Here is a 23,914-nt window from a genome sequence, read left to right as displayed (position 1 = left end):
CTTACAAACGGTGCATATTGATATTGAGGATCTGGATGCGATAGGCGACCTGGCGCGGAGTCATGCCCAGCAACCGCGCCGCCTTGGCCTGCACCCAGCCTGATTTTTCCAGCGCCGCGATAAGCTTTTGCCGATCGTCCATATCGCTATCCCCCGGCGCCTCCGCATGCGGCGCGGGCGCCATGCCGCGTGGTATCGCCGCCGGCGCCATGGCGGACGCCTCGCTGTGGTTGAACAGGATCACGTCGCGATCGATAAGCCCTTCTTCCGACATTACCGACGCCCGCTCCAGACAGTTTTCCAGTTCACGCACATTGCCCGGCCAGCCATACCCCATCAGCAGGCGCAGCGCGCCGTCGCTGATGCGCAGGTCCCGTCCCTGCTTTGCCGCCAGCTTGGCGATCAGGAACTGGGCCAGACCGACGATATCGTCCTGGCGCTCGCGCAGGGGCGGCAGGTTGATCGGCATTACGTTAAGCCGATAGTACAGATCCTCGCGAAAACGCCCCGCGCGCACCTCTTCCTCCAGGTTGCGGTTGGTGGCGGCGATGATACGCACGTTGACCTTAATGGTGGTATCGCCTCCCACGCGCTCCATTTCGCCTTCCTGCAAAATGCGCAGCAGCTTGGCCTGGAACGACGCGCTACTCTCGCCGATTTCATCCAGGAACAGCGTGCCGCCGTCGGCCAGCTCGAACCGACCTTTGCGCTGGCGCACCGCGCCGGTAAAGGCGCCCTTTTCATGGCCGAACAGTTCGCTTTCCAGCAGGTTGTCCGGCAGCGCCGCGCAGTTGAACTTCACGAACGGCTCAAGGGTGCGCGGCGAGTTGTAATGAATGGCGTTGGCAATCAGCTCTTTGCCGGTGCCGCTTTCGCCGCGCACCAGCACGGTGGTATCCCATTTCGCCACCTGGCGGATCACGTCGAAAATCTGGCGCATCGGCTGGCTGTTGCCTACCATGTTGTCAAAGCCGTACTGATGCTTGACCTTGCGGCGCAGGGTGTCGCGTTCCTGGCGCAAGGCCTCGGTCTCGACGCTCATATGGCCGACCAGGCGCACGGTCTGGCAAATCAGATTGGCCACCATTTCCAGAAAGCGGGTGCTGGCCGGCAGCCGATCCTCATGCAGTTCCATCGGCTGCGCCGCCAGCACGCCCAGCGGCACCCCGTCCGGTCCCGGTATCGGCACGCAAATAAACGGCAGCCCGTAATCATACAGGTTCAGCCGGTCGAGAAAGCGCGGGTCGTCGGACACGCGCGGCAGCACCAGCGAACGCTGCTGGCTCATCACCGTGCCCAGAATGCCTTCGCCGATGCGATAACGGACATTCTTGCATCCTTTCACCACCTCGGTATCGGCGCCATACAGCGCTTCGATAAACAGGGCGCTGCGGGATTTGTCAAACAGGCACACCATGCCGTACTGCATATAGGCGTGTTCATACAAGGCCTGGATCATGGCCTCCAGGGTCTGTCCCAGGTCAAGTGAACGGCTGAGCGCCACGCTTATTTTATGCAGCGCGGTAAACTGCTGGGAAAGATCAAAACGCCGTGAAGCCTGCGTGGGAGTGGGGAATTGGCTCATTTTGATTCTCCTGTCATCACCGGACGCCGGAATGGCATAGCGGGCAGCGGCAGGCGCAGGGTCAATAAGGTCCCGCCCTCCGCGTGGATATGAAGATCGATCATGCCCTGATGGTTGCCGATCAGGGTTTGTATCAGCCGCAGCTCCATACCGTGCCCCGGCAGGGTAAAGGTTTGCGCCGGCACGGCGTTTTGCACCGGATGCAGGGACAGATTGTCCTGAAGCGCAAAAAAGAACGCATTATCCTGCGTGTAGGCATGCAGGGTCAGGAGCAGCGGCGAGGCCGGACGTTCACCGGCGAGGATCAGGCAGCGGTCTAGCCACAGGCTTAACGACGCCAGAATCTGGTGGCGCTGTCCGTAGCCCAGCAGCACTTCCGGTTCGCACCGCCATTGCAGTTCGCCCAGTGAGCGGATGCGCGGCAGGTACAGATCGGTCAAATCCTGCAGCAGATCGCCTATCGACCAGAAATCGCTTTCTTCTTGTTCCAGGGACGGCCGGCAAGCCTGCAGCCGCGCCAGCGCCTGCTGCCCTTCCTGCCAGGCGGCGTCCAGCCCGGGATGCACCAGGCCGGCGGGGCTCAGGCGGCGCGCGGCGGCCAGCATATTCAGCGGACCGCTTAACTGTACCATCGCCGCGTCCAGTGATTCGCGGATTGCCGCCAGCAGTTTGCCGGAGACCAATTTCTGCTTAAGCTGGTCCAGCCGTTGCTGCGCGCGCTGTCGCTGCCGTTCGCTGTCATCAATCAGGGTCACCAGGGTACGCGGCGGCGCGATATCGGAAAAATAACGGCTGACCTCTTCATTGACTTCCGACAGCGGCCAGATACTCAGCCCGAATACCCGCGGCACGCCGCCGATATGCACGGTAACGCGCTCGCCGGACGCCAGCCGCGCTTTATTTTCCGGATACCCTATTTCCGCCAGCAGTTCCCGGCCGCCGTAGTCGGCGCACAGTGTTTTATAGGCCAGGTTGTCCATCACGATGGCGTCATGTTCGTCCAGCACCACCACCGGCGCCGGCACGTTGTTCAATACCGCGGCGATCAGGGACATCTGGTTGCGCAGGCGCTGCATCAGGGCGTAGCTGTCGGAGATGTCCTTATGCATGCCGAGGAAATGCTCGATCTGGCCGTCGGGGCTGAAAATGGGCGATATGCTGACCTCGGCCAGGTACAGGCTGCCGTTCTTGCGCTGGTTAATCAACTGCCCGACCCAGGGCAAACCCTGGATGAGGGTGCTCCACATTTCCTGGTAATGTTTTTTCGGCGTCTGGCGACTGGCCAATATATTGTGGTTCACCCCGGTCAGCTCAGGTTCGTCATAACCGGTCAATTGCCGGAACGCCAGATTGGTATAAACGATGCGCGCGTTGGGATCGGTTATCGAAATCGCCACCGACGACTGTTCCACCGCCGTATAAAACAGCCCGGGACGCAATGTTGACAACGCCGGGGCACAAACGGGGGTAGCTATCAACGATGCATCATCAAATAAAGGAATACGCATAACCTCTCCTGCGGGTCGGGATAAAAACAGGCTGTGCGATTCACGACAATTTGTCTGATCTTCCGACAGGATGATGTGAACCGCAGTAACCCGATAAATTGTGCAAGATTAATACCGCATGTTGAAAAACCGGCGAAAACCTTGATCTGAACAGGGGTTTTGCGGCCAAAAAAGGCCGCCGGCGCCCATCATCATTCCCCTGCCGCGCCCCGGCCGGCGGCGGCGCGCGCCGTTATGATCCCTTTACTGCACCGTATTTGCCCATTTTTTGCCCAGCCCACATTGGCACAGCTTTCGCAATACCCCCTATGAACAGGTATCGCGTCGTCGGGGATCCGAATGAAAGAAATATTGCTGATAGTGCTGGCCAACGGCCTGGTGAACAACATCGTGCTCGCGCGCTTTCTCGGCCTGTGCTCCTTTATGGGCGTCACCAATAAAGTGGATTCGGCGTTGGGCATGTCGATGGCCACCACCTTTGTCATCACCCTGTCCGCCGGCCTGGGGTGGGTTATCTATCACTGGATCCTGGTGCCGCTGGGCATGGAATATTTGCGCCTGCTGTCGCTGATTATGGTGATTGCCTCGCTGGTACAGCTGCTGGAGCTGTTTATCGCCAAACAAAGCCCGGCGCTGTACCGCACGCTGGGCATCTTCCTGCCGCTTATCACCACCAACTGCGCGGTGCTGGGCGTGGCGCTGCTGGTGCTGGACGACAATCTGAGCTTCCTGCACAGCGTGGTCTTCGGCTTCAGTTCGTCGCTGGGGTATTCGCTGGTGATGGTGATTTTCTCCGGCCTGCGCGAGCGCCAGGGCAACGCGTCGCCGCCGCTGGTGTTTCGCGGCGCGCCGATTAACTTTATTACCGCCGGCATACTGGCGCTGGCGTTTACCGGCTTCGCCGGGCTGGCCGGATAAGGAGAACAGCGTGGAGAGTATCTTACCGGTGCTGGCGGTTCCCGCCATCGGCACCCTGATCGGTTACCTGCTGGGATATGCCGCCATCTATTTTAAGGTGGAAAAAGATCCGCGCATCGAAGCGGTCATCGCCCTGCTGCCCAACGGCCAGTGCGGCCAGTGCGGTTTTCCCGGCTGCGCCCAGGCCGCCGGCGCCATGGTGCGCGGCGAAGCGCCGGTCGGCGCCTGTACGCCGGGCGGGGCGGCGCTGGCGAAACGCATCGCCTTGCTGTTGGATCGGCCGGCGGACGACGGCGCCGAAAGCGTACCGCAGGTGGCGGTGATCGACGCCCAGGCCTGCGACGGCTGCGGCCGCTGCCAGAAAAAGTGTAATTTCGACGCTATTATCGGCGCGACGCGGCAACAGCACGGCATCCTGGGCGATGATTGCACCGGCTGCGCCGCCTGTCTCGCCGTCTGCCCGCGGCAGGCCATCGCGCTGCGGGCCGACCCGCAGCTCACCCCATCGGCCGCAAAACCCCGTTTTGACGTCCGGGAGGCATCCTATGTTTAGCGCCCGCTTAAAACCCCACGGCGGCATCCGCCCCTATAGCCATAAATCCCTGACCCGCGATATCGCCATTCGCCCGCTGGTCATGCCGCGCCAGCTGATTATCCCGCTGCGCCAGCATACCGGGCCGGCGGCGGTGCCGCTGGTCGCCTTGGGTGACAGTGTCACCGCAGGCCAGCGGATCGCCGAGGCGCGCGAAAGAATGTCCGCGCCGGTGCACACCGCGCTGGCCGGCGTGGTCACCCGCATCGTTGAAGGCGAACAAGGCGCGGTTACCGTCAACGTGTCCGCCCACCAGCCGGCGGCGCCCCGCCTGCTGGCCGCCGCCGGCCTGGACGAAGCGCAGGCCATGCTGTCGCTGATTGAACAGGCCGGCATTGTCGGCATGGGGGGCGCCATGTTCCCGGCCGCCGATAAAATACGCATGAGCCTGCGTTATCCCATTGAAACCCTTATCGTCAACGGCGGCGAATGCGAGCCTTATCTCACCACCGACGATCGTTTAATGCGTGAGCAGGCGGAATTTATCATCGGCGGCATCCGCTACCTGCAGGCCATAACCCACGCCAGGCAGGTTTATATCGGCATCGAGGATAATAAAACCGAGGCCATCGCCCGACTGGACGCGCTGTGCCGGCAGGAAGAGCATATCGAGGTGGTGATTCTGCCCTCGCTCTATCCCATCGGTTCGGCCAAACAAATGATAGAAGCGGTGACCGGGCGCCAGATTCCGCAAAACCGCCGTTCCACCGAAATGGGCGTGCTGGTGCAAAATGTCGGCACCTGTATCGCCATCTTCCACGCCATCCGTTTCGGCAAACCGGTTACCCACCGGGTCATTACCGTCAGCGGCCGCGCCATTGAACAGCCGGCCAATCTGCTGGTGCCCATCGGCACGACGATTAAGGATATCATCAGCCAGTGCGGCGGCCTGAAATCCCAGCCGGCGCGCATGGTGCTCGGCGGACCGATGATGGGCCGGGCGGTGGAATCGCTGGATACGCCCATCACCAAAGGCACCAGCGGGCTGCTGCTGCTTAACGGCGACGAATTGCCGCAAACCCGCCCCAGCGCCTGCCTGCGCTGCGGCCGTTGCCTGGATGCCTGCCCGATGAGCCTGGCGCCGCAGGCCATGTTTGCCGAACTGAAAAACGACGGTTTCGCCAAGGCCCGGCAGCAAGGACTGGATGCCTGCCTGTTGTGCGGATCCTGCGCGTATGTCTGCCCGGCGGCGCTGCCGTTGACGCAGTTTTTCGACTGGGGTCAGCAGCAGTTGCGTCTTATCAAGCGCCAGGAAGACAAACTGGAGCGCACCCGGCACAACAGCGCCAAACGTCAGGAACGCCTGGCGCGGGAAGCCGCCGATAAAGCGGCCGCCCAGGCGGCGAAACCCGCCAGGCGCGCCAGGCGCGCCGCACCGCCCTCGGAGGAAACACCATGTTAACCGCGCCACATGCCCATCAGGGACTCAGCGTCGACCGGCTGATGTACCGGGTCAATATTTCCCTGTTCCCGGTCGTGATCCTGGCCTTTTTGCAATTTGGCGCCCAGTCGGTCCTGCTGATTTTTTGCTGCCTGCTGACCGCGCTTATCTGTGAGGCCCTGTGCCTGAAACTCAATCCGGCGGCCCAGGGTCATACCTTCGACGGCGCCGCCATTCTCACGGCGCTTATCCTGGCGCTGAGCCTGCCGCCCCATGCGCCGCTGTGGCTGGGCGCTTTCGGCAGCGCGGTGGCGATTATCTTCGGCAAACATATCTACGGCGGCCTGGGGCAAAACCTGTTTAACCCCGCCATGCTGGCGCGGGTGGTATTGCTGATCGCCTTCCCGGTGGAGATGACCCGTTGGGTCAGTCCCGCCGCCTTTTACAACGGCGCCTTTTACCACCTGGGCGTGGACGGCATGACCGGCGCCACCCTGCTGGGCGGCTTCAAGGAAAGCGGCCGCGCCCATCTGGAGCTGCTGTCCAACCTGCTGGGCAACCGCAGCGGCAGCCTGGGCGAAACCTCGTCGCTGCTGCTGCTGCTCGGCGGGCTGTGGCTTATTCAGCAGCGGGTATTCAGCTGGCATATCCCGGTGGCGACCCTGCTGGGATGCCTGGTCCCCGGCCTTATCCACTGGCTGATCGCGCCGGCGGGCATCGTGCCGCCCCTGGCCCAGCTCACCAGCGGCGGGCTGCTGCTCGGGGCGTTTTATATCCTTACCGATCCGGTCACCGGTCCGGGCAGCGTGCGCGGCCGGCTGATCTACGGCCTGCTGGCGGGGTTTATCACCTATTGCATCCGCGCCTTCGGCAATTTCCCCGAGGGTATGGCTTTCGCCGTGCTGCTGGTGAATGCGGTCACGCCCCTGATTGACAACTATACCCAGCCGAAGGCCTACGGCTACGTGGGCGGCAAGGAGAAATCATCATGAGCAATCTGCCTGGCCGCGCGGCGGCGCACTACCTGCCGGCGCGGGAAAGCCCGTTTACCCAGGGGTTTTTACTCGGATCCTTTACCCTGATCGTTTGTCTGCTGGTGGCCGGCTGCTGGTGGCTGACCCACGAACAGATCGTGCAGCGCAAAAAGGAGGATACCCAGGCCATGCTGTCGCAGGTGTTCCCCGCCAGTCATTATGACAACGCATTGGCGGACGCGCAGCGAAGCCTGGTTATCGACGGCCGGACGGTGAGCTTTTTCCGCGCCAGCCTCAACGGGCAACCCAGCGGCATCGTCATGACCAGCGAAACCCAGGGCTACGGCGGCCCGATCCAGCTGCTGACCGGCATTGACGCCAAGGGCGCCATCACCGGCGTCAGGGTGATTAGCCATAAGGAAACCCCGGGCTTGGGCGACGCCATCGAGCTCGGCCATAGCCCGTGGATCCGCAGCTTTGACGGCAAGTCGCTGACTAATCTTACCGAGCAGCAGTGGCATGTCAAAAAAGACGGCGGTCAGTTTGACGCCTTTACCGGCGCCACCATCACGCCGCGCGCCGTGGTCAGGGGCGTGCATGAAAACCTGGTGCTGTATCGTGAAAAACAGACGGAATTCTTGGGCGGCCAAGGCGCGCCGGAAAACGGGGAGAACGAATGATGAGTGAAAACAGCCAGCCGCAGCTGCGGGATATTTTGACCTCTGGCATATGGACCAATAACGTCACCTTTGTGCAAATCCTCGGGCTGTGCCCGCTGATGGCCATCACCACCACCGCCACCAACGGGCTGGGCCTGGGCCTGATGACCGCCATGGTATTGGCCTGCTCCAATTTTATCGTCTCGGCGCTGCGCAAGGTCACGCCCAACCAGATCCGTATTCCGGTCTACATTTCCATTATCGCGTCGCTGGTGACCATTCTCGATCTGACCATGAATGCCTGGATGCACGATTTGCATAAGGTCATGGGTCTGTTTATTCCGCTGATCGTCGCCAACTGCGCCCTGCTTGGGCGGGCGGAGGCGTTTGCCGCCCACCATAAAATCCTACCGGCGGCGCTGGACGGCCTGGCCACCGGACTGGGGTTTACCCTGGGCCTGACCAGCGTCGGCGCGGTACGTGAGATTCTCGGCAGCGGCACGCTGTTCAGCGGCGCCGCCCTGCTGCTCGGTCCCCATTTTCATTTTCTCGAACTGCATCTGCTGCCCGGCTACCGCGGCTTTTTGCTGATGCTGCTGCCGCCCGGCGGGTTTGTGGTGATGGGCATGCTGCTCAGCGGCATCCGTCTGGTAAAGCGCCTGACCAGCCGGGAAAGCGCATCGCTTAAGCTTGCCCGTCAACCCACCGGAGGTTGTCACTGATGAAATTTTCCGTGGCTCACGTCAACGGCGCGCAGGGCCGCTGTATTGAAATGAAACTCGATGCGCCGGTCACGGTGCGCCAGGCCATTCTGGCCTCGCCGCTGCCGCAGCTGTTTCCTTATCTTGACCCGGATACGCACCGCATCGGCATCTACGGCCGGCTGTGCCCGCCGGATACGCAGGTCGGCGAAGGCGATCGGGTGGAGATTTATTTACCGGCGACGCGCCGCGCCGAAGATGAGGAAGATGAGCAGGACTAACGCCGGCCGGGATCATCCTCTGGTGCAAGGCACGTTATCCGCCCGGCGCCCGCTCCCGGCGGGGTGCGTCGGGGCGCGGGTTATCCGGCCAGGGCTTTTTTTGACAAAGTTAACAATTGGGGAACATTCTTATGGCTAAGATCGGCATTTTTTTTGGTACCGACACCGGCAAAACCCGCAAGATCGCCAAGCTGATCCATCAGCAGTTTGACGGCGAGGCGGACGAACCGAAAAACATCAACCGCGCCACCCTTGAGGATCTGCTCGCCTACCCGGTACTGATCCTCGGCACGCCGACGCTGGCCGACGGCCAGTTGCCGGGCCTGGACGCGGAATGCCAGAGCGAATCCTGGGCGGAATTCGCCGATACCCTGGCGCAGGCGGATTTAAGCGGCAAAACCGTGGCGCTGTTCGGCCTGGGCGACCAGGAGGCCTATCCGGATAATTTCGTCAGCGCCATGGGTGAACTTTACGATATCGTCTCGGACGCGGGCGCCAACGTCGTCGGCGCCTGGCCCCGGGAAGGCTATGTCTTCAGCGCGTCGGCGGCGCTGGAAGGCGACGAATTCGTCGGACTGGCGCTGGACCAGGATAACCAGGCCGACCTGAGCGCCGATCGGGTGGCAACCTGGGTCAGCCTGGTGAAAGCCGCGCTCTAGACCGCCGGGATCCCGGCTACGCCGGGGTCGACTCGTCCAGCATCACCAGGGCGTCGTGCAGGATTTTCTCCACGTCCATCATGCCGTAGTCAATGCTGCGGATAATGGCGACGGGCTTGGACGGCGAGTTGTAGATGCCGACGATTTCATTCAGTTTGTACTGAATATGCGGCCCCAGCAGCAGGCAATCGTAGTCGGCGCAGGTATCGCCGATATGCTCCAGATCGACAAAGCTGACCTGGACAGCAAGGCCCTTGGCCGCGGCCAGCGCCTGCATCCTGCGGGCCAGCACCGACGAGGAGGTGCCGGAAACGCAGCATAAGAGGATTTTTTTCATGCTTAACCCTTATCTTTATGAGGTTAAGCCTAGTATGCACCGGCGACCGGGAAAAATTGTGCCTCATCTCCCGAATTACACTTCGGGTTAATCCCGGACCACCGCCCGCCGTGCGGCGTGTCGGCCGCTACGTCCCGTGTGCGGCTGATTCAGTAAAGCGTCTTTTTCAGCCGGTCCGGCAAGGCCTGGTCGTAGGCGTCGCCATCAATGCCGGCGTTGGAAATCGCTTTCAGCACCGCCCCTGCGCTGGGCAGCCTGTCGCGCGCGATTTGCGTGGCGGGATCCCACAGGCGCGCGCGGATGACGGCGCGGCTGCATTGGAAGAACACGCTTTGCACCCTGATGCGCAGCACCGTGCGCGGCGGGTTACCCGCCATGGCGAAACGCGCCAGCAGCGCCGGTTCAACGCTGATGTCGGCCGTGCCGTTGACCCGCAGCGTTTCGCCGATGCCCGGGATCAGGAATAATAACGCGACGCGCGGGTCCTCGACGATGTTCCTGAGGCTATCGATGCGGTTATTGCCGCGCCGGTCGGGCAAGAGCAGCGTGCGGCTGTCCTCGATATGAACAAATCCGGCCGGATCGCCGCGCGGCGACGCATCCAGGCCGCTGCCGCCCGCCGTTGCCAGCACCGCGAACGGCGCGGCTTCGATAAACGGCCGGTAGGCCGGATGAAGATAATCCGTTTCCTTGACAATCGAGGGGGGCGCTACCGCGCCGTATATCGCCTCCAGCTGTGCAGCCGTGGTGAGGCGAAAGTCATCTTGTGGCATAGGTTTCTCCTGCGGGATAATGCGGGCGCAGCGGTAAAAGCGTCATCCATACCTGGCCCGGGACCCTGACGGCTTAATTGACGATGGAGAGGGAAAACCCGTCCCATCCTTTGCATCCCACGGTTTGCAGGGCTGTCGACGTCAGATTGATATTAGCAGACAAGGCGGCAAAAAAGCGCCGCACGCCGATCACGCTCGCATCCTGGCTGGCGCTGTCCAGTATGGCGCCGCCGCGGATCACATTATCGGCGATAATGACCGTGCCGGGATGGGACAGACGCAGCGACCAATCCAGGTAAGCCGTATTATTCACCTTATCGGCGTCGATAAAAATCAGGTCGAAAGGGGCCATGTCATCCCAGGCCGCAAGCGTCGCCAGCGCCGGCCCCACCCGCAGGCTGACCCGTGCGCCAAGGCCGGCGCGCTTGAGATTGTCGCGCGCGACGGCCGCATGTTTTTCCTGGCATTCCAGCGTTATCAGCTCGCCGTCCTCAGGCAGCGCCCTTGCCAGCCAAAGGGTGCTGTACCCGCCCAGCGTGCCGATTTCAAGAATCCGCCGCGCCCTGACCATGCGGGCAAATATAAACAGCAGTTTGCCCTGGTTAGGGGCGACATCATGGGGCGGCAGGCCCGCCCGGCGGTTTGCCGCCGCGACCCGCCGCAGGATCGGATCTTCCGGGACCAGCAGGCGGTTAAGATAATCATCCACTGCCTGGCACATTTGTTGTTGCATACGGCCTCCTGTTGTCATTGCACCTTTCTTTTGCATACCACCCTACTTCCTGATTAGATGGCTGTTAATCGACTTTTGCTGACAAGCTAAGTGAGAAAAAATCACCATGAGACGCCGCATCCCCTCACTGAACGCGCTCAAGGCCTTTGAAGCGGCCGGGCGGCTGGGACTGATGAAATTGGCGGCTGAGGAGCTGTGCGTCACGCACGGCGCCGTCAGCAGGCAGGTTAAACAACTGGAAAACTGGCTTGGCGTCGCCCTGTTCGCCGGCCCGAAACATGCGCCGGCGCTGACGGAGGCGGGATACCGGCTGTTGCCGGCCTTGACCTGCGCCTTTGATCAGGTGGATTTGGCCGTGCAGCAGATTGCGGATACCGATGAGGGCACGCTTGATGTTTCATGTCCCGGCACCTTTACCATGCGCTGGCTGATACCGCGCCTGCATCACTTTAACGCGCATCACCCCCGGGTCGAGGTACGCCTGAACTCGGCGGGCACCTCGGCGGATCCCATCGGGGATAATGTCGACGTGGCGATCAGGGTGGGCCGCGCGCCCTGGCCGCCGGGCGTCGACGTCATCCCCTTGTTCAGCGAGAAATTCGGCCCGGTCCATGCGCCGTCAATCCGGCTTGCCGCCGGAAAGCCATGGCCGGCGGCGCTGTTGCACACGGTTTCCCGGCGCAACGCCTGGTCTGACTGGAGCGCGCGCTCGGGCATCGCCGCAGCCGGTGAAGGCGCGGCCGAGTTCGAGCATTTTTATTTTATGCTGGAAGCGGCTATCGCGGGGCTGGGCGTATCGATATCCCCCTGGCCGCTGGTGGCGGAAGATGTGGCGGCGGGACGACTGATCGCCCCCTTCGGCTTTATCGACAGCGGTCTCGGCTACGTGGCCCTGCGTCGCCAAAAGCAAAACCGCAAGGCCGACATTTTTTGCCGGTGGCTGGAAACCGCAGCGCGGGAGTATGTCGCAGGCGCGCGATCCAGACCGCCGGAGGCGACACAGCCATAACGCCGTGCCGCGCATACTGCCTTGTCGGCGATGCTCTGGTTGCCCGCCAGCGGCGGCCCGCCTGCCGGCTTAGCGCGCCGCCGCTGGCGGGCGGCCGTCCCGCGCCAGCGTTTCCAGCCACTGGCGCTGGTAAGCCTGACGCGCTTTGGCGCGGAGCCGGGTTTCAACGGCATTCATGGCCTCGTCCTGCGGTATCGGCGCGGCCGGGCGGATATCCCGGCAGTAAAGGATATGCAGCCCCATGGGACTGGTGACAACGTCACTGATATGCCGCGCCGGCAGGGCAAACAGGGTTTCATCAAGGGAAGCATACAACAGGCCGCGGCTGACCCAGCCCAGGTTGCCGCCGTCAAGGGCGGTGGGACATTGCGAATGACGCTGCGCCAGCACGGCGAAGTCGCGCGCGTCGCGGCGCAGGCGCCGGTGCAGGATAGCGATGCGCCGCGCCGCCTGGTCCGGCTGGCAGCCCGGCTGCTCTTCATCCACCGTCAGCAGTATATGACTGCATGCGCGCTGCTCCGGACGCATAAAGTTGTCCCGATGGGCAGCGTACCACTGCGCCACGTCCGCCGCCGAGGGCGCCGGAGCCTGCTGCGCCACGTGTTCAAGGACCTTGTCCAGCAGGACTTCATGGGTCATGGCCTCATAGAGGCCCCTGGCGTCCAGCCCTATGGCCGCCAATTGCCGCGGCTGCAGCGCGGCATCCGGCAGGCGCCGATCGAGATCGGCCACCGCCGCGCGGATATCGTTTTCCGTGGCGCGCAGCCCAAGCGCCTCGGCCTGGTCCACCACCCGGCTTTCAAGCCGCAGCTGGCGGGCATAGCGTGGTTCGAACTCCGTCAGCTGTTCGGCGGTTAATAGCCACGGCGGCGTTTCATACAAAGCCAGCGCCAGTTTTAAGCGGGAAAATACCTGCCATTTTTCCATTAGGGTTTCCTGTGGGTTGATGCGTTTGCCCGCGGCGCGTCCTGTGCCGCCGTGGCGCCGCCAGGAGCCTGGCTCAGCTTTCGCAGACCCGGGGGGTCAGCGCCACCTCCGGCACCCGGAACAACCTGCCTTCGAACAGCACCACATAGGCCATGGGCTGGACATCGCGGATTTCATCCATAATCTGGCCCACCTGGCCCTCCGTCACCACCGGATCGCCGTTAATCGCCAGCGGCAGCGCGGCGCTCACCCAGTCGCCAAACTGGAATTGCCCGGCAATCCAGGGGGCCGAGCCTGAAATCAGCTCATGCTCGCGACAGCCCACGATGCAGTCCTCCGCGACGAAATGCACCTGGTAGATAATCTCATCCTGTAAAAACGTGCCCCATTCCCGCACGTAGCCAATACTGCCCTTGCGGACCAGCTTCTCGCCCCGGGCCTTGCCGGGAAAGGTGCCGTCATTGCGCAGCGATCGGATAACCCGTACCCGATCGCCAAAGTCATAGGTCGGTTTCAAGGATGCACCTCCATTAATCCGCTCCAGGGGATAAAACAGCGTTTGTGGCGTTGATACACCGATAGCCCCGACTGCGCCGCCACCTCGCCTTGCAGAAAGTGCCGGTAGCTGTCGTTCAGCAGGCTCCTGGCCAGCGACCAGTACGCCTTGTTTCTGCGCAGTTCTCCGGCGTCCCCCGGCGGCAGATCGGCCAGCGGCAGGCTTATCACCCCCGCCAGGCGCTGGTGGAAATCATGCATGATATGCAGGCGTTTCGCGCGGATCACCGCCGGGTCGCAGGGCAGCTCGAAATAAGCGAAAAACGCCTCGGCGGATTCCAGCTCATCAACGCCGGGTAATGTGCTAAACCACTCCATTCTAGCCTCCCGCGCAACGGGCCAAACCGAAGTCCGGTCCGGGCAAAGCGAATAATTCGCTGTAAAGATCGCGCAGCCGCTCGTCGCTTGGAATCTGCTTCCACTCCTCGGCGCGCGCGCGCAAGGCGTGCAGCAGTTGCTCCACCTGGCCGCCGGTAAGCCGGTATCCCAGCTCGCCGTAGATACGCTCGACCGCGTGCCGCCCTGAATGCTTGCCCAGCACCAGGCGGTGGCCGCGCCCCAGCCGGGCCGGATCGATGCTTTGATAGCAGGCGGGATTTTTCAGCAACCCGGCCACGTGGATACCCGATTCATGGGTAAACACCTGTTCCCCCACCAGCGGTTGCTGGGGGTCGATCGGGCGCCGCGCCGCCTGCGCCACCTGCGCGCATAAGCCGGGCAGATGGTCGAGCCGGATACCGGTGTCGACCTGCAGGCAGGCCTCCAGCGCCATCGCCACGCTTTCAAGCGCGGCGTTGCCCGCGCGCTCGCCCAGCCCCGAGACCGTGGTATTGACATGGGTCGCCCCGGCCCGCACCGCCGCCAGGGTGTTGGCGGTCGCCAGCCCCAGGTCATTATGGGCGTGCATTTCGGTTTCGCCGTGCCAGTGACAGCGTAACGCCGTGATGCGTTCAAAGGTCACGAAGGGATCGAGCACGCCCAGCGTGTCGGCAAAGCGCAGCCGCAGCGCGCCGGCGTCGCCGGCCACCAGGGCTATCTGCCGCAGTTCCTCGTCGCTGGCGCGCGAGGCGTCCTCGCAGCCGACGCTGACCCGCAGCCCCAAAGTTCGCGCGTAGGCAATATGGCCGGACAGCTCCCGCGCCAGCTGCGGCCAGCCCATATGCAGCTTGTAAGCGCGCATCGGCCCGGACGCCGGCAGCGATATATCCACCCAGTCCAGCCCCAGGTCCGCCGACAGCCGGATATCATGGCGGTTCAACCGGCACCAGGACATCAAGGTCTGCCGCGGCAGCGCCCGGCGCACCAGCGCGATGCGCCGGCATTCTTCATCGCCCATCGCCGGCGTGCCGACCTCCAGCTCGCCCGCCCCGGCCCCGGTCAGGGCGCGGGCGATGGCGACCTTTTCCCCGGCGCTGAACGCCACGCCGGGGCTTTGTTCGCCGTCGCGCAGCGTAGTGTCGTTAATCACGATAGCGGTCATCGGCCTGGCTCCCCCGGGTTAACCATAGGTCGGCGCAAAGGCGGCGTTTTCCACCGCCAGCGGACGATCGCCCTGCCAGTACGGCGATAAGGCGCGCAATTGGGCTATGATCGGCGGCAATTGCTCAATGACATACTCAATCTCTTTTTCGCGGGTATAGCGGGATAGCGAAAAACGGATGGTGCCGTGGGCGGCGGTATACGGAATGCCCATGGCGCGCATCACATGGGACGGCTCCAGGGAACCGGACGTACAGGCGCTGCCGCTGGAGGCGGCGATGCCGACATGGTTTAGCAACAGCAGGATGGCCTCGCCCTCGATATATTCGAAGGCGATATTGACCGTGTTCGGCGTGCGCGGCTGCCCGCCGCCCATCACCAGGGTATGGCCGACGGCGCCGAGAATGCCGTCCTGCAGACGATCACGCATGCGGGCAATCTCGCTGTCCATCATCGGCAAATGGATATCCGCCAGCGCCGCCGCCGCGCCCATGCCGACAATGCCGGCAATGTTCTCGGTGCCGGCGCGCCGCCCGCGCTCCTGGTGGCCGCCGCGCAGCAACGGCCGGAACCGGGTGCCGCGGCGCAGATAGAGGCAGCCGATCCCCTTGGGACCATGAAATTTATGGCCGGAGCAGGACAGCATATCAATGGCGCTCGCGCCGACGGCCACCGGCAATTTACCCACCGCCTGCACCGCGTCGCAATGGAACAGTATCCCTTGTTCATGTGCAAGCTCGGCCATGGCCGCCACCGGATACACCACGCCGGTTTCGTTATTGGCCCACATCAGGGTAACCAGCGCCACGCGGTCGCTGAGCGCCGCCCGGTAGGCGGCCATATCCAGCGCGCCCTCGCCGTCCACCGGCAGGCGGTGGATCAGGTAGCCCTGCCGTTCCAGGTATTCGCATACCGCAAGCGTCGCGGGATGTTCCACAATGCTGGTAATGATTTCCCGCCGTTCAGGGTAGGCCGCCACGGCCGACAGGATGGCGGTGGACGTGGCCTCGGTGGCGCAGGAGGTAAAAATGATTTCACTGTCGTGGCGCGCGCCCAAAAGGCTCGCCACCTGTTCCCGCGCCTTGGCCAGCGCAATGCCAGCGGGCTGGCCGAAATCATGGATAGACGATGGATTGCCGTAGTGTTCGCTGAGAAACGGCATCATCGCTTCCAGGACCATCGGGTCCAGACGTGTCGTGGCGTTATTATCCAGATAAACAGCTTTCATCGGCTTACCTCATTCAACTTCGCTGGTGGAGACCGTGGCCGGGTCGGCCACCACGTGCATAAACCGGCCCAGGCGTTCGATAAGCTTCTGCTGCAGCCAGGCCAGGGTCATATCGGTCATCATGCAACCGCTGCAACTGCCGGACAGCGAGACGGTCACCTGTTTATCGTTCACGCTCAGCAGGCGCATATCGCCGCCGTCGGCCTGGATGTGCGGACGCAGGCCGGCGATGACCTCTTCCACCGCCAGCCAGTTTTCATCGCGGGGCTGCGGCTGCGGCGCGGGCTTGCCTACGGCCTGCGCCACTGCCGGCCTGGCGCTCAATATCTGCTCGAGGGTTTGCTCGATTTTTTCATGGCAGGAGGTACAGCCGCCGCCGGCCTTGGTGTAGTTGATCACATCCTCAAGGGTGGTGAGGCCGTTTTCCAGCACCGCGCGGCGGATATGGCCTTCGTCGACGCCGAAACACTTGCAGATAAGCGCGCCTTCTTCGTGATCGGCGTCCGGCGCCTCGCCCCTGAACTGGGCGATGGCGGCGCGCAGCGCTTCCTGCCCCATCACCGAGCAATGCATTTTTTCCGGCGGCAGGCCGTCGAGGTAATCGGCAATCTGCTTATTGGTCAGTTGCGCCGCCTCGGTCAGGGTGCGGCCGATAATCAGTTCGGTCAGGGCCGAGGAAGAGGCGATGGCGCTGCCGCAGCCGAAGGTCTGGAAACCCGCCTCCTCGATAATTTCCGTCTCGGGGTCGACGCGAAGCATCAGGCGCAGGGCGTCGCCGCAGCTCAGCGAACCGACGTCGCCTATGGCGTTCGCCTGCTCGACGACTTTGGCATTGCGCGGATGAAAAAAATGATCTTTAACTTTTTCTGAATAATTCCACATACATTTTTCTCCAGTTCACGGGGCGATGCTTGGCGATACCCCGGGTGAATGCCTTAGCTGAATGCCGGTTATGATGCGCAGGTCTGGTGGTCGCACTGGCAGGCCGACGCCTGAAGATCTATCCAGAGTCCCGGCTCGCCGTCCCGGGCGCCCGCCGCGAGCGTCGCGCCCTGCAGATAGGGCCAGTGCGTAACGGCCGCCAGCAGCACCAATCCCTGATACTCGACGCGATACTCCTCCTCCCGCTGCGCCGCGCTCCACTCCAGGGAAACCCGCCAGCCCTGGCAGGCATCGCCCTCAAGCCAAAGGCGCAGGCCGGCACAGGGCGCGGTCAATTGCCGGCGCAATAAAAGCAGCTGTTGCAGGGCTTCCGCTTCAATCTGAATCATGATGTCGCTCCGCGTGGGGGGTACTTAATCATGAGCAAATGTGATGCCAGTCACATCTTTATCGTTATTTCAATAAGATAGCGCCGCGCGGCGCACTAAAAACCCCGAACATGTCGGGGTTGGTTGTCGGTTTTGTCAGGGAATTGACACAAATCAGCGCTGTTCCCGCGCTACTCTTCCTCCCAGCGGCTCTCCTGCCGGAAACGCTCGAAGCGCCTGGGATCGCGTTTTTCCTGATGGCGCTGTACCGTCGGCGCATCCCAGTTTTGCTGGATTTCCGTCAGCAGATGGACGATGGAGGTGGCGGCGGGCACGCTCACCGCCCGTACCCCGACGCGCAGCAGCTGCCGGAACACGCTTTCGCCCACCGCCACGCAGTACAGCGAGAGGCAACCCTCCAGCGCCGCGATACGACAGCCCAGCTTATCCAGGTCATGTCCGGGCTGGACGATAAAATCCGTGACCTGCAGCAGCGTCACCCGATCGGGTTTGACGCCGTAAATCGCCAGCCGGGGCGTCGAGCCGAAATGCTGGTTGACCTGGTGCAGGTCGGTGCTGGCGAACGCGACCCGCAGCGCCCAGTCGGAGGCGGTGGTCACCGTAAGATTGCGCTGGAAGTTGTTCATACGCCGGCGTCCTGTGCAAGTGAGACGGCAGGAAATTGCTGTTTCAGCGGCGAGTGGTACACCGGCTGATGATGATGGCGATGGCGCATCAGGTTGCCCAGTTCGAACAGGGTGTCGCGGATGCCGGCATACCCCTGCCGGGTACGGCGAAATTCGCCCAGACGGTCGTAGAGGGGGAAACCGGTGCGCACCAGCGGCATATCCAGGCGCTCAGCCAGGGAGGCGGCGTGGGAGTTGGCAAAAATCATGTCGGCGGGGGTCTCGGCCAGCAGATCCGCCAAATCCTCCAGATCGCCGATGATGACTTTTTCCACCGGCAGCGCGGCCAGCCCGGGCTGGTTGACCGGCGCCACCGCGTTCACCACGCTCATGCCCTGGCTGACGGCGAAATCGCACCAGCCGCGCAGCAAATCCGCCTCGGCGGCCACCGCCATGCGCCCGCCCTGCAGCTCGCCGTGGCAATCGATCATCGCGTCCAGCATCTGCCCGCGCTGCCGCTCTATCCAGGCCGGCACCTCGCGACCGGAAATCTGGTGCAGTTGTCCGATAAACGCATCCATATGCGCAAGCGTCATCAGATGCGGCAAACGCACGCAGATGCCGCGTCCGCGCGGCTCAATCAGCGCGGCCACGCGGGTGAGCGAAACGCCGATCACAAAGGTGGCGACGCTTTGTCCCAACTGTTCCATCAGGCGCAGCGGTGTGCCGCCCTGGGTCAGCGAGCTGTAATCGCCCGCCGCCAGATGTCCGTCCATGGACTGCGTCAGGTCGGGCAGGATCACCGGCTGCAGGCCGAAAGCCTCGACATAGCTGCGGATCAGCTCCTGATCGCCCGGGGTAAACATATGGCTCAGAAAAATATTCACCCGTTTGCCGCGAATCCCGGCCGCGGGCTCAGCGGGCACCCACTGCTGCACCACGCTTTCCAGCAGCGCGGCATAGCCGTTTTCCATCGAGCCGTAAAAATCCGGCGTGCTGACGGTCAGGATGCCGACCTGCCGGTGCTTGGGATGGCTTGCGCGGAACAGCGCCACCGCCCGCCCCAAATCACTGCCCTGCGCTTCCGACAGGCCGGTGCTGAGCAGGACGATGATGCGCGGCGTATTGCGCTCGCACAAGGTCTCCAGTGCGGTAAAAATATTGTCGTCGGCGCCCATGATGGTGGTGATCGGCTCCATGGCGGTGGATTGCAGCGGCACCGGCTCGTGGAAATGCTGGATAAAAAACACTTTGGCGAAAGCGCTGCAGCCCTGGGCGCCGTGCACCAGCGGGATACAGCTTTCCAGCCCCATGGCGGCCAGGATGGCGCCCAGCGGCTGACCGCTCTTGATCGGGCTGGTGGCCAGCGGTTTTACCGAACGGACAACGTGCGTCATGATCTTCTCCTCAGGCTTTTATCTGCCAGGGCGCCGGCTGGTTAACCTGCGTCCAGACCGGGCTTTCCAGCGTGCGGCACACCGCCTCGGCCAGGTTAACCATGCCGCCGTAGCCGGCGAAGGCCTCTTCGCGCTCCTGGTTGATATCCAGGAACGGCAGCCGGGCTTTATAGGCGGTATACATATTCCTGCCGCCGGCGATCATCATGTCGGCGCGGAAACGATAGGCGGTATCCAGCAGCAGGCGCGGGTTGCCCTCGTCAAGCATCAGCGCGTCCTCCCCCATCAGGGCGCGGATGCGCGCCTTGTCCTCCTCGGTGGATTTGCGCGTGCCGGTGGCCACCACGTCCAGCCCCAAATCCTGCAATGCCGAGACCACCGACCAGGACTTAACGCCGCCCGTGTACAGCAACACCCGCTTGCCGCGCAGCCGGTCGCGCCAGGGCTCAAGGCGCAGCTGGGTCGCCGCCTCCTCGCGCGCGATAAGCCGCTCGGTGCGCGCGGTGAGATCCGCATCGTCCAGCAGCTGCGCCAGCTGGCGCAGCGAGGCCGACATTTCACGCATGCCGTAAAAGCTGCCCTCGAACCAGGGCGTGTCGTACCGCTCCTCCAGCCTGCGCGCAACGTTAATCAGGGCGCGGGAGCAGACCAGCATATTGGCCTCGGCGCGGTGCATGGTCTGGATTTCAGCGAAACGCGCGTCGCCGGAAAGCGTGCACAGGACGCGCACGCCCAGCTCATCAAGCAGCGGCAGCACCTGCCAGAACTCGCCGGCGATATTGTATTCGCCGATAAGGCAGATGTTATGGCCGCGCGCCGCGGGCACCGGATAATCCGCCGGCCAGGGCGCGGGCTCGCGTTGCCCTACGACCTGGCGCAGCATCACATCGCCCGCGATGCGGTTGCCCAGGTTTTTGCTGCCGTAAAAACCGGCGGCGTCGACGGCCACGACCGGAATGCCGGCCGCCGCCGAGGCCGAGCGGCACACCGCCTCGATATCGTCGCCCTCCATGGCCGGCACGCAGGTGTTATAGATAAAGACCGCCGCGGGGTGGTAGCGCTCGGCGATATGCTTCACGGCGTGGAACAGCCGGCGCTCGCCGCGTCCCATGATCACATCCTGCTCGCTTAAATCGGTGGTGAAACCCAGCCGGTTAAGGGCCGGTCCCGAGCTGCGGCTGCCCCGGTTATCCCAGGAACTGCCGGCGCAGCCAATCGGCCCGTGCACCAGATGCGCCACGTCCGCCACCGGCAGCAGGGTAATCTGCGCGCCGTCAAAGGCGCAGCCGCCCGCGGTGGATCCCGGCTTGGGCGGTTTGCACCCGGTTTTATGCTTGCCGTTATGCTCGCAGGCAGGCTCCACGAACAGGGCGGCGATATCAGTATTTTTCATCAGGTTCTCTCCGTAACCGGCAATAGTCTTGCTATGACTCTGGTTTGCAAATCACGGGCCAGCGGCTACCCGCTGTTTTGAAAAGAATTTTTATTGTCGTGAACGCGACAAAACAGACAACCGGCCTGACAGGGGAATACCTGCCCGGCGACATAAGCTGCCCTCAGTAGCCCCTGGCGTTCCAGAATGCGCAGCGATGCCTGAGGGCGAAGTCCTCCAAAAAACCGGTATGCTGTACGGCAAGCGCATAGGGCCGCGCGCCGTCGAACACCGGCCAGGCCGGCATAGCCGCGGGCTGGCCGGTATGGGCGAAGGTCCCCCACGCCTGCTGAATACGCGCGGCCAGATCCTGCTGCCGGGCGTCGAAGTCGCGCGGGTCGGCCAGCGCCCAGGGCCGCTGGAAAACATAGGCGATTTCCGCGGCATGATAGGATCCCATGGCCGGGGTAAACGGCGCGCGCGGCAATGACATCGGCGCGTGGGGATCGTCGAACTCGTAGGCGTAGAAGGCCGCCCGTGCGCCCAGCAGCCGGTGCATCGTCAGGATCGGACAGGCGAAGTGCGAGTCCGTGACAATATCGGCGAAAGCCTGATAGTACGACCGGGCGGCGACGTCCGCATACGTCTTCAGCACGGGGGCGGTATCGCCGGGCAAGGCGCGCGCGACGGCGTCCTCAAACCCCCGGCGGTGACTCATGGCAAAGGTGAACGCCTTGAAATTGGCGAACAGCCGCCCTTCGTCGCGGTTGCTGCCCATCAGCACCGGCACCGGTGCGCCCTTGCCCGCCGCAAACGCCTGGTACGGCGGCTCAGGCAGCGCATCCCCTCCCGTCATCGGCGCCCAGCCGTCCCTGCCGCTATTGCCGCGCCGATGGCTGGTCGCCTGGTAAAGCTTTTTCGCCGGCACGCGGCGCAAACACGCCAGCGCGGTCCGCTCATCGCCGCAGCCGAGGTCGCGCGCCATTATCAGCCCGCCGGCTTCCGCCTCCGCGCGCGGTAATGACGTGTCCGGCTGCGCGCAGCTGTCGCTTTGCAGGATCGCCCGCTGGAACAACCCCCGCGATCCCGGCGACAGGAGATGAACGCAGGTGCTGAGCGCCCCGGCGGATTCACCGAACACAGTGACGTTGTCCGCATCGCCGCCGAACGCGGCGATATTACGCTTTACCCAGCGCAGCGCGGCCTGCTGATCCAGCACGCCATAATTTCCCTCCCCCGGGCCCCGCAGCGCCGGATGCGCCAGGAAGCCCAGCGCGCCGGTGCGATAGTTGGGCGCGACGACGATCACGCCCTGCCGTTCCGCCAGTACGCTGGGGTCATATTGCCCGTTGGAGCCCAGTTCGAGCGCGCCGCCATAAATCCATACCATCACCGGGAAAACCCCGCCCTTGCCGGCATTATGCGGCGCGTAGATATTCAGCGTCAGGCAATCCTCGGCGCTATTGCCGGCCACCGGCAAGGCGGGCTGCGGACACGCCGGCCCGATGCGATCGGCGCTTCGCACCCCGCGCCAGGGGATCGCCGGCGCCGGCGGTGCGAAGCGCAGCTCCCCCACGGGCGGCGCCGCGAACGGAATCCCCAGGAAGGCTTGCCCGCGCGCCGAGACGACACCCCGCACCGGGCCGTCCGCGGTAGCAACAATCCTTGCGGATGCGGCGGGATCGTTGACGATTTGGGGCACTTTCCCCGGCATGTCCATGCAGCCGCACAGCATCCCCCCTAACAACGCCAGCCAGACGCGCCGCCAGATAAACGCGCCGTTACTTTTTTTACCGACCATCCCTTAGCCTCTTAATCGCCAGATACTATGAACAACAGCCCATCACCGTCGTCAGCGCTGAATCGCCCATCCTGACTATATTAGCCGCCGCGTTAAAGGATGGCCGCTTTTCACCCTACTTTCGTCAGGATAAAAAAAACGGCGCCCACAGGGGCGCCTAAACGGACTGACGACGGGATTGGCCAGGGCGGCGGCGAGCCGCCGCGCCCCGCGCGCCCCTGTTATACCCCCGGGGCAAGCCCGCGGGACGTCACAGCGAAAACTGGTGCTGCGCAAGAGGGTGGGTTTTTCCCAGGCGTTTCGCCAGCCAGGGCGGGATACGCCCCGCCAGCATGGCGCGCAACGCCTGTAATTGCTGTTCAATGGTCATCGGCGGCTTAATCTTGATGGGATGGATATTATTGCGGATCACGCGAGCGGCGGCCGGGCCGCCTATCGCCTCGCAAAACAGCAGATGACAATCGCTTAACATGCGCGCCCGCGCTTCGTTGCCTTCCTCCAGCGCGTCGGGATCGTCGCGATAGCGCCTGACCTGTTGCAGGTAAGGCCCCCGATCGTCAAAAGCATAGATAAAAAACAGCTTGGCCTGGCCGAAATGGCCGTCGATCGCCAGGCCGTCGCCGGAGGCGAAGGCGGCGCGTAATTGCAACGGCTCCGCCCGCTCCGGCTGGGTGGTCAGATGCTGCGGCAGTTCTCCGGCCAGGCAGGACATCACCTGTTGCCACAGCGCCACCGTCGGCTGGCCGGCGCCGGCGGGAAACGCCCGCGCCAGTTGATCAAGGCTCAGCCGGGCCAGCCGCGCCGGCGTCAACGGCTGGCCGGACGCCTTCTGCAGCCAGAGGATCATCTCCCGGGGCGGCAGCTGCGGCAGGGTCTGTGCCAGGGCGAACAGACGCCAGAATAAAGGATCGTCGGTTGCGACATTCATCGGTAGGCTCCTGTGGCCATGGGGTTATCCGGCATTTTTACTGGCGCGTAAACGCACCGGGAACGGCGGTTTCCCCGGCTGTGGAAAGATGTAATACGACTTGCCGCCCTCCAGCTCGAACATGCCGCCCCAGCAGGCGGCATCGTCAAATTCAATGCGCACAACCCGCGCCTCCAAATCCTGTTTGGCGATATAGCAGTACAGGTCGGCGCCTTTTTCACTGAATAACACACTCGGCATA

27 protein-coding genes are annotated in these 23,914 nt (G+C 63.3%); 9 read left to right on the top strand and 18 right to left on the bottom strand.

Translation table 11 applies throughout. The features are described from left to right. Position 1: 1 nt before the first annotated feature. Both nifA and ACL2XN_RS04435 read right to left on the bottom strand, forming a co-directional pair. On the bottom strand, positions 2-1,585 hold the full coding sequence (gene nifA, locus ACL2XN_RS04440) for a nif-specific transcriptional activator NifA (RefSeq protein ID WP_410014922.1): 1,584 nt from the start codon (positions 1,583-1,585) through the stop codon (positions 2-4). Next, positions 1,582-3,093 carry a PAS domain S-box protein gene (locus tag ACL2XN_RS04435; RefSeq protein WP_413730376.1) on the bottom strand — a complete coding sequence of 504 codons (1,512 nt, stop codon included), beginning with the start codon at positions 3,091-3,093 and terminating at the stop codon, positions 1,582-1,584. The genes nifA and ACL2XN_RS04435 overlap by 4 nt, the downstream gene beginning before the upstream one ends. Positions 3,094-3,432: 339 nt before the next feature. Between ACL2XN_RS04435 and rsxA the strand changes: the two genes are divergently transcribed. The 8 genes from rsxA to ACL2XN_RS04395 all read left to right on the top strand — a co-directional run bounded on the left by rsxA (position 3,433) and on the right by ACL2XN_RS04395 (position 9,258). Continuing rightward, positions 3,433-4,011: an electron transport complex subunit RsxA gene (gene rsxA / locus ACL2XN_RS04430; protein WP_162365699.1), complete on the top strand. Its 579-nt coding sequence runs from the start codon at positions 3,433-3,435 to the stop codon at positions 4,009-4,011. A 10-nt stretch (positions 4,012-4,021) separates the two neighbouring features. Then, complete coding sequence (locus tag ACL2XN_RS04425; protein WP_410014920.1) at positions 4,022-4,564, top strand: RnfABCDGE type electron transport complex subunit B; 543 nt, start codon at positions 4,022-4,024, stop codon at positions 4,562-4,564. Further along, the gene (gene rsxC / locus ACL2XN_RS04420) at positions 4,557-6,005 is read left to right on the top strand and encodes an electron transport complex subunit RsxC (RefSeq protein ID WP_413730375.1); all 1,449 of its coding nucleotides are present in this window, start codon (positions 4,557-4,559) and stop codon (positions 6,003-6,005) included. Before ACL2XN_RS04425 ends, rsxC begins: the two co-directional genes overlap by 8 nt. After that, entirely contained in the window at positions 5,999-6,976 is a 978-nt protein-coding gene (locus ACL2XN_RS04415) for an RnfABCDGE type electron transport complex subunit D (protein WP_410014918.1), read from the top strand. Before rsxC ends, ACL2XN_RS04415 begins: the two co-directional genes overlap by 7 nt. Next, positions 6,973-7,638 carry an electron transport complex subunit RsxG gene (gene rsxG / locus ACL2XN_RS04410; RefSeq protein WP_413730374.1) on the top strand — a complete coding sequence of 222 codons (666 nt, stop codon included), beginning with the start codon at positions 6,973-6,975 and terminating at the stop codon, positions 7,636-7,638. The genes ACL2XN_RS04415 and rsxG overlap by 4 nt, the downstream gene beginning before the upstream one ends. Beyond that, on the top strand, positions 7,635-8,339 hold the full coding sequence (locus ACL2XN_RS04405) for an electron transport complex subunit E (RefSeq protein WP_413730373.1): 705 nt from the start codon (positions 7,635-7,637) through the stop codon (positions 8,337-8,339). Before rsxG ends, ACL2XN_RS04405 begins: the two co-directional genes overlap by 4 nt. Then, positions 8,339-8,599, top strand: a complete 261-nt coding sequence (locus ACL2XN_RS04400) for an RnfH family protein (protein WP_413728366.1) — start codon at positions 8,339-8,341, stop codon at positions 8,597-8,599. Before ACL2XN_RS04405 ends, ACL2XN_RS04400 begins: the two co-directional genes overlap by 1 nt. 131 nt (positions 8,600-8,730) lie before the next feature. Further along, a complete protein-coding gene (locus ACL2XN_RS04395; RefSeq protein WP_410014914.1) occupies positions 8,731-9,258 on the top strand; it encodes a flavodoxin in 528 nt (175 codons plus the stop codon). Between the two features lie 16 nt (positions 9,259-9,274). Here ACL2XN_RS04395 and ACL2XN_RS04390 read toward each other — a convergent pair whose 3' ends face one another. The 3 genes from ACL2XN_RS04390 to ACL2XN_RS04380 all read right to left on the bottom strand — a co-directional run bounded on the left by ACL2XN_RS04390 (position 9,275) and on the right by ACL2XN_RS04380 (position 11,101). Next, entirely contained in the window at positions 9,275-9,595 is a 321-nt protein-coding gene (locus ACL2XN_RS04390) for a PTS sugar transporter subunit IIB (protein ID WP_413722943.1), read from the bottom strand. A 149-nt stretch (positions 9,596-9,744) separates the two neighbouring features. After that, positions 9,745-10,368 (bottom strand): pyridoxamine 5'-phosphate oxidase family protein, encoded by a 624-nt coding sequence (locus ACL2XN_RS04385; RefSeq protein WP_410014912.1) that lies wholly within the window; start codon positions 10,366-10,368, stop codon positions 9,745-9,747. 73 nt (positions 10,369-10,441) lie between these two features. Continuing rightward, positions 10,442-11,101 carry an O-methyltransferase gene (locus tag ACL2XN_RS04380; protein ID WP_413730371.1) on the bottom strand — a complete coding sequence of 220 codons (660 nt, stop codon included), beginning with the start codon at positions 11,099-11,101 and terminating at the stop codon, positions 10,442-10,444. 106 nt (positions 11,102-11,207) lie between these two features. Between ACL2XN_RS04380 and ACL2XN_RS04375 the strand changes: the two genes are divergently transcribed. Next, positions 11,208-12,110 (top strand): LysR substrate-binding domain-containing protein, encoded by a 903-nt coding sequence (locus ACL2XN_RS04375; protein ID WP_413730370.1) that lies wholly within the window; start codon positions 11,208-11,210, stop codon positions 12,108-12,110. A gap of 69 nt (positions 12,111-12,179) precedes the next feature. Here ACL2XN_RS04375 and nifM read toward each other — a convergent pair whose 3' ends face one another. The 13 genes from nifM to nifT form a co-directional block, all read right to left on the bottom strand. Further along, positions 12,180-13,037, bottom strand: coding sequence for a nitrogen fixation protein NifM (nifM, locus tag ACL2XN_RS04370; protein WP_413730369.1), 858 nt, complete (start codon positions 13,035-13,037; stop codon positions 12,180-12,182). A gap of 73 nt (positions 13,038-13,110) precedes the next feature. Continuing rightward, positions 13,111-13,554, bottom strand: a complete 444-nt coding sequence (locus ACL2XN_RS04365; protein ID WP_410014907.1) for a nitrogen fixation protein NifZ — start codon at positions 13,552-13,554, stop codon at positions 13,111-13,113. Next, on the bottom strand, positions 13,551-13,910 hold the full coding sequence (locus ACL2XN_RS04360; protein ID WP_410014906.1) for a nitrogenase-stabilizing/protective protein NifW: 360 nt from the start codon (positions 13,908-13,910) through the stop codon (positions 13,551-13,553). The genes ACL2XN_RS04365 and ACL2XN_RS04360 overlap by 4 nt, the downstream gene beginning before the upstream one ends. Before the next feature lies 1 nt (position 13,911). Continuing rightward, positions 13,912-15,072 (bottom strand): homocitrate synthase, encoded by a 1,161-nt coding sequence (nifV, locus tag ACL2XN_RS04355; RefSeq protein WP_413728359.1) that lies wholly within the window; start codon positions 15,070-15,072, stop codon positions 13,912-13,914. An 18-nt stretch (positions 15,073-15,090) separates the two neighbouring features. Beyond that, positions 15,091-16,299 (bottom strand): cysteine desulfurase NifS, encoded by a 1,209-nt coding sequence (nifS, locus tag ACL2XN_RS04350; RefSeq protein ID WP_410014904.1) that lies wholly within the window; start codon positions 16,297-16,299, stop codon positions 15,091-15,093. Positions 16,300-16,308: 9 nt separating this feature from the next. After that, the gene (nifU, locus tag ACL2XN_RS04345) at positions 16,309-17,181 is read right to left on the bottom strand and encodes a Fe-S cluster assembly protein NifU (RefSeq protein WP_413730368.1); all 873 of its coding nucleotides are present in this window, start codon (positions 17,179-17,181) and stop codon (positions 16,309-16,311) included. Between the two features lie 68 nt (positions 17,182-17,249). Further along, on the bottom strand, positions 17,250-17,570 hold the full coding sequence (locus ACL2XN_RS04340) for a hypothetical protein (RefSeq protein ID WP_413722948.1): 321 nt from the start codon (positions 17,568-17,570) through the stop codon (positions 17,250-17,252). A gap of 170 nt (positions 17,571-17,740) precedes the next feature. Next, positions 17,741-18,196 carry a NifB/NifX family molybdenum-iron cluster-binding protein gene (locus ACL2XN_RS04335; protein WP_410014901.1) on the bottom strand — a complete coding sequence of 152 codons (456 nt, stop codon included), beginning with the start codon at positions 18,194-18,196 and terminating at the stop codon, positions 17,741-17,743. Then, a complete protein-coding gene (gene nifN, locus ACL2XN_RS04330) occupies positions 18,193-19,572 on the bottom strand; it encodes a nitrogenase iron-molybdenum cofactor biosynthesis protein NifN (protein WP_410014900.1) in 1,380 nt (459 codons plus the stop codon). The genes ACL2XN_RS04335 and nifN overlap by 4 nt, the downstream gene beginning before the upstream one ends. 10 nt (positions 19,573-19,582) lie before the next feature. Continuing rightward, positions 19,583-20,965 (bottom strand): nitrogenase iron-molybdenum cofactor biosynthesis protein NifE, encoded by a 1,383-nt coding sequence (gene nifE, locus ACL2XN_RS04325; RefSeq protein ID WP_413730366.1) that lies wholly within the window; start codon positions 20,963-20,965, stop codon positions 19,583-19,585. Positions 20,966-21,128: 163 nt separating this feature from the next. Beyond that, the gene (locus tag ACL2XN_RS04320) at positions 21,129-22,745 is read right to left on the bottom strand and encodes a carboxylesterase/lipase family protein (protein ID WP_413730365.1); all 1,617 of its coding nucleotides are present in this window, start codon (positions 22,743-22,745) and stop codon (positions 21,129-21,131) included. 250 nt (positions 22,746-22,995) lie between these two features. Continuing rightward, positions 22,996-23,673: a NifB/NifX family molybdenum-iron cluster-binding protein gene (locus ACL2XN_RS04315; protein WP_410014897.1), complete on the bottom strand. Its 678-nt coding sequence runs from the start codon at positions 23,671-23,673 to the stop codon at positions 22,996-22,998. 24 nt (positions 23,674-23,697) lie between these two features. Then, the gene (nifT, locus tag ACL2XN_RS04310) at positions 23,698-23,913 is read right to left on the bottom strand and encodes a putative nitrogen fixation protein NifT (RefSeq protein WP_410014896.1); all 216 of its coding nucleotides are present in this window, start codon (positions 23,911-23,913) and stop codon (positions 23,698-23,700) included. Between the last annotated feature and the right edge of the window lies 1 nt (position 23,914).

The organism is Sodalis sp. RH22 (assembly GCF_047324165.1).
GTDB lineage: Bacteria > Pseudomonadota > Gammaproteobacteria > Enterobacterales > Enterobacteriaceae > Acerihabitans.
This window is presented reverse-complemented; position numbering and strand designations above follow the sequence as displayed.